This window comes from Paraburkholderia sp. (assembly GCF_035656215.1).
Classification (GTDB): domain Bacteria; phylum Pseudomonadota; class Gammaproteobacteria; order Burkholderiales; family Burkholderiaceae; genus Paraburkholderia.
Map to the genome: position 1 here is coordinate 1 of NZ_DASRSY010000142.1, position 7,657 is coordinate 7,657.

Consider the following 7,657-nt stretch of genomic DNA (forward strand, 5'->3'; position numbering starts at 1 on the left):
GTTTGGAAAAAACGCGCGCGACCACCGTCAGCCACAACAAGCCACGTCATTCCGATCATCATGCACCTCTAAAGCAGGGATTTGTCTGCGTGTACGGCATCCGTTCTGACTGCTCGCCTTCGTCCTCGCCAAAAACCGCGACCGTCAACTGTTGCGTCAATGACGCATCCGCGGTCCGAACGGCTCTCTCAAGATAGCGTTCAGGCCCGCTACGCCCACGGTCGATTTACCGATTCATAGTATAGGTCTTAAAGTTCACGCCGAAGCCTCCTCGCGTATCCGCAATGGCTTCCATTGGTTGGCCGGTCGGCATGCATATCCCGTACCTGAATTTCAGGTTTACCGGGATTGATCAGGTTGGAAACGCGACAGCCAATGTGCGCTTGAGGTGGGAGCGGCGCCGTTATCCATTGACCAGACGGCGCCGCGATAGAAGCGTTGCAAACAGAACATGCCAACTGCGTGCAACGCGCAACTCACTGCCTCATGCCGCACGCCGCGCGCGGCGGCGCCCGGCTCGCCGGTTAGAAATTGAAGTTGTCGATATTGCTCGCATCGAACGTGGTCGGCGGTCCGAGAATGATTTCGCCTTGCGGTCCGATCGTGCGCTTGCCAAGCTTGCCGGCATCAAACGATTCGCCTTCCTTGCCGGTGATCGTTCCCGAGGACAGTGCCGCCGCGGCATAAGCCGCGAGGTATCCAAGCTGATTCGGATCCCAGAGCTGGAATGCCTTGACCGTCCCGTTCTTTACGAACGCGCGCATCTGGTTCGGCGTACCCAGCCCAGTTACCTGCACCTTGCCCTTGCTTGACGACGACGAGATATAGCGCGCCGCCGCCGCAATGCCAACGGTTGTCGGCGCGACGATCGCCTTCAGATTCGGATACGCCTGCAGCAAGCCTTGCGTTTCGACGAACGACTTCTGGTCGTCGTCATTGCCGTACGCGATCTTCACAAGCTTGATCTTCGAATACTCGGGCTTCTTCAGTTCCTCCTGCATCCACTTGATCCACGTATTCTGATTGGTCGCGTTAGGCGTAGCCGACAGCACCGCGAACTCGCCCTCCCCGCCCATCAGTTTCGCGACCAGTTGAATCTGACCCCGGCCGATGCCTTCCGCATTCGCCTGATTCACGAAGAGTTGGCGGCCTTCAGGCGCCGTGTCCGAGTCGAAAGTCACGACCTTGATGCCTTGCGACATCGCTTTCTTCAGATACGGTACGACCGCGTTTGCGTCGTTGGCCGCGATCACAATCGCGTCCTGCCGCTGCGTGATCAACGTGTTGATGTATTGCACTTGCGACGATGCGCCGGCATCCGACGGCCCCACCACCTTGCCCACGCCGTTGAATTCCTTGATCGCGGCCATGCCGCCGTCGTCGGCAATGACTTCATAAGGGTTGTTGATCTGCTTCGGCACGAAAGCAATCTTCAGACCGCTTTTCAGGCCAGCCGCGGACGCGGCGCAACTGATCGCGACTAACGCAATGCACAGCGCAGTCTTGCCGGTGTGACGTAGGGGATTGAACATAAGGCGTCTCCTGCTTTGTTGTTGGACGAGTGCTGTCCGGGTTGTCGGTATTTGGTATTTAGTATTTCTTTCGAAGCCGGTTTAAAGACAACGTTATAAAGAAGAAGCGGACTTCGCGATGAAACGCCGGTCACGCGCCGCCCGCCAGCGGGCAACCAGATTGGGAATCAGCACGGACGCCAGCAGCAGCACGCCAGTGACGATCGTGAGTGTTTCGCTCGAGACATCATCGAGGGTCAGCGCATTTTTCAGCACACCGATAATCAGCAGCGACAGCAGGACGCCGAACATCGAGCCGCGTCCGCCGAAAATACTCACGCCGCCGAACAGCACTGCCGCGATCACCGACAATTCGAAACCTTCGCCGTTATCGCCGCGTGCGCTGGTAAACCGCAGCGTATAGACGATGCCTGCCAGCGCGCTCATCGCGCCAGACAGCACAAATAGACGCAACCGGATCTTCGCGACTTCGATGCCAGAGAAAGCCGCAGCGGTCGGATTCGCACCGATTGCGTAGAGGCTGCGGCCGAACGCGGTGGACTGCAGCAGCATGGTAAACAAGACCGCGCCGACGATCACGATTGCAAAGGGCAACGGAATGAACGTCGAGCCGATCGTATCCATACCGAACGCCGTATAACTCGCCGGGAAATCCGCGACCGCCTGGTCACCGAGCAGCACATACGCCAGGCCGCGAAACAGCGCCAGCGTGCCGATCGTGACCGCGAGCGAAGGCAGATTGAGCTTCACGATCACGAGGCCGTTCAGCAAGCCCGCCAGCGCACCCGCAATCAGTACCAGCACGATCACGACCGGCATCGGCAGGCCCATGTGCCACAGCACGCCCATCAACGCACTCGACGCACCCAACACCGACGCCACAGAAAGATCGATTTCCGCGGCGACGATAATCAAGGTCATGGGCAGCGCCATCAGCGCGATCTCGGTCAGATCGGCGAGGATGTTGCTGACATTCGCGCCAGTGAGAAACACCGGCGACAACAAGCGCCCGAGCGCGAGCGACAGCGCCAGCACAACAACCAGCAACACTTCCCATTGCAACGGCGTTTCGCGTTTGCGTGTGAGCAACGCGGAATCGGGTTTAGCCATGATCGCGTTTCCTCATCATGCGTTTGGCGACGGAGCGGGCCAGCAAGGTGTCGGCGGTAATCGCGGCGACGATCAGCGCGCCCTGGATCGCCTGCTCCCAGAACGGCGAGACGTGCAGCACGACGAGCGCGATACTGATCACACCCAGCACGAGCGCGCCGAGCGTAGCGCCGAGAATGGTGCCAACACCACCGGTGATCGCCACGCTGCCCACCACGGCGGCGGCAACGACCTGCAATTCGATGCCCTTCGCGGTGCTTGCATCGACGGTGCCGAAGCGCGCGAGCCACAATGCGCCCGCGAAACCGGCAATCGCGCCGGACAGTAGAAAACCCGCCATGACGCGACGCTCGACGTTCACGCCGGCAAGCCGTGCCGCCTCCGGATTCGAGCCGATCGCGTAATGCTCCCGTCCGCCGCGAAACTGCTTCAGATAGACAGCCAACCCTGCCAGCACGACGATCGCGATGAGCGCGAGCGTCGGTATGCCGAAGAATGTGCCGGTAGCGAGACGGGAAAACGCATCGGGCAAACTGGTCGCATTGATCTGGCCGCCATGTACCCACGCATAGTCCGCGCCGCGAAAGATGTAGAGCGTGGAAAGTGTCGCCACCAGCGACGGTACGCGCCCCACGGCAACGAGCAACGCATTGATCCCGCCCGCCACCAGACCGATCGCCAGTCCGGCCAGTAACGCGACGATCACCGGCATATGCGGAAACGCAACGTACAGACTGCCGACCGCATAAGCGCTGATGCCGACCGTCGACCCCACCGACAGATCGATATGCCGCATCAGGATCACCACCGTCATGCCGGCTGTCAGCAAGCTGATAATCGACACGTTGAGCAGCACGTCACGCAGATTCTGCAGATTCAGAAACTGCGGCTTCGCGAGCCCCGTGCCCACGATCAACAGAATCAGCACGACGAAGAGCGTCGTCTCGCGGCTCTTCGCAATGCTCGTGATGAAGCCACCCGGCGCGCTGCCGGAACGCTTCGGGGCCGGTGCCTGAACGGGCGCGGGATGGGTTTGAGAATGGCGCATCATGCTGCATGCCCCAACGGTGGAATCGGTTGACCGAGTGCGGCGCCCATAATGCGTTCTTCGGCTGCTTCGGCGCGCGCGATATCCGCGCTGATACGCCCCTCGTGCATGACCAGTACGCGATCGGCCATGCCGAGGACTTCCGGCAGTTCGCTCGATATCATCAGCACGGCCATGCCGTCGCGCACCAGTTCCGCGAGCGCGCCATACACCTCGGCCTTGGCGCCGACGTCGATGCCGCGCGTGGGTTCGTCGATGATCAGGACTTTCGGGTTGGTGGCAAGCCACTTGCCCAACACGACCTTTTGCTGATTGCCACCGGAAAGTGTGCCGACCGGCGCATTCGGGTCCCCCGCTTTGAGCCGCAAACGCGTGCCCCACTGATTGGCCAGCTGCGTTTCGCTGCGCGCGGAAATCAGGCCATGTTTGACGAGACGACCGAGCACCGTCATCGAGGCATTGCGCGCAATGCTCAACTCCAGGGCCAGCCCTTGCTGGCGACGATCCTCCGGCACCAGCGCAAGGCCGGCACGCACCGCTGCAGCCGGACTGCCGGCCGCAAGGCGCTTGCCGCCAATCAAAATTTCACCCGAATCGAGCGGATCGATGCCGAAGATCGCGCGCGCCACTTCGCTGCGACCCGCACCCACAAGACCCGCCAGCGCGACGATCTCGCCTGCGCGGACGTCGAAGGAAATGTCCTTGAAGACGCCCACGCGCGTCAGGCCACGCACCGACAGGCGCACTTCGCCCGGCGGCCGGTCGGCTTTCGGATAGAACGTCTCCAGATCGCGGCCCACCATCTTCGCGACGATGGATTCGGTGGTGAGATCGGCGGTGAGCCCGTCGAATACCTTCGCGCCGTCGCGCATGATCGTCGCGCGCTGTGTCAGCGTGAACACTTCATCCAGCCGGTGCGTGATGAACAGAATCGCCACATCGCGTTCGCGCAGCTTGCGCACAATCGCAAAGAGCCGCTCCACTTCGGGCAGTGACAAGGCGGCGGTCGGCTCGTCCATGATCAACACGTTGGCATTCAACGACAACGCCTTCGCAATTTCGATCACCTGCTGATCGGCAATCGACAAACCACGCACGAGTTGATCCGCGCGCAGATCGACCCCGAGCGAGGCCAGCAAACCATCCACCTCGCGGCGCATGGCGTCGTACTGAATGCGGCCGATCCGGTCGACCGGTTGCCGTCCCATGAAGATGTTCTCCGCGATCGAGAGATCGAAGAACAGCGTCGGCTCCTGATAGATCACCGCCAGGCCCGCGTCGCGTGCCTCAGCAGGCGTCGCGAATCCGCGCGCCACGCCGTCGACCAGCAGCTCGCCGGTATCGGGCTGATGCACGCCCGCGAGAATCTTGACGACCGTCGATTTGCCCGCGCCGTTTTCGCCGAGCAACGCATGCACTTCGCCCGGCCACAACGCGAGATCGCCGTCGGATAACGCACGGACCCGGCCGAATGATTTGCTCGCGTGCCGTAATTCGAGTCTGGGCACAGCGGATGGGGATTGCGGCACTACGTGTCTCCTTCTTCTTCGCTTTCGGGAATGCGTCAGACGCGGTACGTCAGATACGATAAAAGCGCTCCGCGTTGCGGCAAAACAGTGCTTCTTTTTCAACAACGCTCGCGCCGTCGACAATCGCTGCGTACGCGCGCCACAAATCCTGGTAAGAGCCGAACAAGCGATCGACCGGAAAGTTCGACGCGAACATCGCGCGCTCTACGCCGAACGTATCGATCGTTTCAAGCACGTAAGGCCGCAGGCTTTCGACAGTCCACCGATGATCGAACATGGCGAGGCCGCTGATCTTCACCGCGACATTCCTGCAACCCGCGAGCGTTCGCATTCCATCGCGCCACGCGCGATAACCGGCGACACTGCTGCGGTCCACGAACATGCCCGCATGGTTGACGATAAAGATCGTGTCGCCATGCGCACGTGCCAGCACAGCCGCCTCTTCCATCTGCGACGGATACAGTTGCAGATCGAAGGACATGTCGTAACGGCGCAGCAACGCAAAATGTTCGCGCCACTGCGGCTCGCGCATGAAGTGGCGGCCGACGTAATCGAACAGCTTGTTGTCGTGCACATTCAGGATCTGCCTGATGCCACGCGTATTGGCAAATGACGCGTGCGCTTCAAGTATTTCCGGTGCGTTCGCTGCGGACAGATCCACGGCGGCGACAATCGCGTTCGGCATGCCGCGCGACGCCGGACGATCCGCAATGGATTGCAACCAACGGGTTTCCTCGACCGGATCGGCGGGATCGTGATTCGCTTCCACATGCACCAGTTTCAGCACCTCGATATCGCCCGCCTCGCCGAGCAAATCGTCGAGCAGATAGTCGTGCTTCAGATCGCGCGCGTCTCCCACGAACGACAGGCCCGGGTTTTCCAGCCACGGATAGCGATGTGTCTTCAGATCCCACAGATGGATATGTGAATCGACAACCTGCATGCGATACCCTCCGCCCATTAGGCCAAGCACAGTCAGCAACGTCAGTTAAGCGAATTCAGATGAAAGACCGGTTCGAGTGACTGCTGAAGCGGCGTATGGTCTGGGGCCGTCTGCATGATGTCGGCCATGTAATCCCACCATTTGCGCATCACGTCGAGTTGCGGCAGCGCATTCATCGTGTGATTCGTGGTGCGCGTCAGAATAGCGAAAAGGTGGTCCGTGCCCGCGTCGAAGAAAATCCGATACTCGCGCACGCCGACGTTGTGCAACGCATCAACCAGCGCGGGCCAGATTTGCGCGTGACGTCGTTCGTATTCCTCGCGCATGCCGGGGTTGAGCACCATCCGGAAAGCGATTGTTTCCATTACGGCCTGTCTCCCGTCGTATCGACGCTTTCCCGTCCAGGCGTAGAAGCGTTCTGATACGACTATAATTCCTGCGTCGATAGCATCTCAATCCGTTGTTGGGATTGGGCGATCCACAAACCGAATCGCACCGGAACCATGAGCCAACACTCAGCTGCCATCGCACTCGTCAATCGGCTCAAGTTCAAGCACCTCGCGCTGCTCGTCGCGCTCGACGATGCGCGCAATCTCCATCAGGCGGCCGAGGCGATCAACGTTGCGCAACCGAGCGCGAGCCGCATGCTCGGCGACATCGAGGAAGCTTTCGGCTTTCTGCTGTTCGAGCGCAACGCGCGCGGCATGACGCCCACGCCGCTCGGCGTGGTCACGCTGGCGTATGCGCGGCGGGCACTCGCCGAATTGACCCGCTTTGCTGAAGACCTCGACGTCAAACGCCGCGGCGGGCACGGACAGTTGACCGTCGGCGCCATCATGGGCGCCGCGCCCGACCTGCTCGCCATGGCCGTCGCCGCCCTCAAAACCGAAAGCCCTTTGCTGAACGTGCGCATTCTTGGCGAAACCAGCGACCAGGTCGTGCAATTGCTGCACCGCCGCGAAGTCGATCTGGCGCTTGGACGCCTGACCAGCCCGTTGCAACACAACGATTTCAGTTTTGAGCCGCTCGCCCGCGAAACTTTGCTGCTGGTGGTGCGTTCGGTGCATCCGCTGGCGCAGCGCTCGCGCATCACTTTGCGCGAGCTGATCGACTGGCCGTGGGTGGCGCAACCTGTTACCAGCCCCGCGCGGGTGCTGTTCGAAGAAGAACTCGCGCGAGCCGGCCTTGCGACGCCAGTCAACCTCACCGAGTGCGCGTCGATCTTCGCCACGCTGCAATTGCTCGAAAATTACGACGCTGTGGCCATGCTGCCCGAGTCGGTCGTGCGCGATCATTTGCGCGGCAAGCTGCTGGTCGCATTGCCGCTCGAAATCGGCAAGAGCCTCGCCGGCTTCGGCATTCTCACGCGCAAGGAAGAAGCCCTCGCCGATCCGGCGCTGCGCTTTATCGATTTGCTGCGTGGCTTCTCGCGCAAGCTCGCACGCGACGATTCCGCCTCGACTTTGCTGACGCCTGTGATCGTATCCGCACCCGT

The 7,657-nt window shown here is 61.0% G+C and carries 7 protein-coding genes; 1 reads left to right on the forward strand and 6 read right to left on the reverse strand.

Annotated features, from left to right (window positions below; translation table 11 throughout):
- Positions 1-524 precede the first annotated feature (524 nt).
- The 6 genes from rhaS to rhaM all read right to left on the reverse strand — a co-directional run bounded on the left by rhaS (position 525) and on the right by rhaM (position 6,527).
- Positions 525-1,532, reverse strand: coding sequence for a rhamnose ABC transporter substrate-binding protein (gene rhaS, locus VFE81_RS08100; RefSeq protein WP_325044103.1), 1,008 nt, complete (start codon positions 1,530-1,532; stop codon positions 525-527).
- Between the two features lie 93 nt (positions 1,533-1,625).
- Positions 1,626-2,642, reverse strand: a complete 1,017-nt coding sequence (locus VFE81_RS08105) for an ABC transporter permease (RefSeq protein WP_325044104.1) — start codon at positions 2,640-2,642, stop codon at positions 1,626-1,628.
- Complete coding sequence (locus VFE81_RS08110; protein WP_325044105.1) at positions 2,635-3,693, reverse strand: ABC transporter permease; 1,059 nt, start codon at positions 3,691-3,693, stop codon at positions 2,635-2,637. Before VFE81_RS08110 ends, VFE81_RS08105 begins: the two co-directional genes overlap by 8 nt.
- Positions 3,690-5,219 (reverse strand): sugar ABC transporter ATP-binding protein, encoded by a 1,530-nt coding sequence (locus VFE81_RS08115; protein ID WP_325044106.1) that lies wholly within the window; start codon positions 5,217-5,219, stop codon positions 3,690-3,692. The genes VFE81_RS08110 and VFE81_RS08115 overlap by 4 nt, the downstream gene beginning before the upstream one ends.
- Before the next feature lie 49 nt (positions 5,220-5,268).
- Positions 5,269-6,162 carry an amidohydrolase family protein gene (locus tag VFE81_RS08120; RefSeq protein WP_325044107.1) on the reverse strand — a complete coding sequence of 298 codons (894 nt, stop codon included), beginning with the start codon at positions 6,160-6,162 and terminating at the stop codon, positions 5,269-5,271.
- Between the two features lie 41 nt (positions 6,163-6,203).
- Complete coding sequence (rhaM, locus tag VFE81_RS08125) at positions 6,204-6,527, reverse strand: L-rhamnose mutarotase (protein WP_325044108.1); 324 nt, start codon at positions 6,525-6,527, stop codon at positions 6,204-6,206.
- A gap of 138 nt (positions 6,528-6,665) precedes the next feature.
- On the opposite strand from rhaM, the gene VFE81_RS08130 reads away from it, so the two are divergent.
- The coding region (locus VFE81_RS08130; protein WP_325044109.1) for a LysR family transcriptional regulator at positions 6,666-7,657 on the forward strand (992 nt) is incomplete at its 3' end.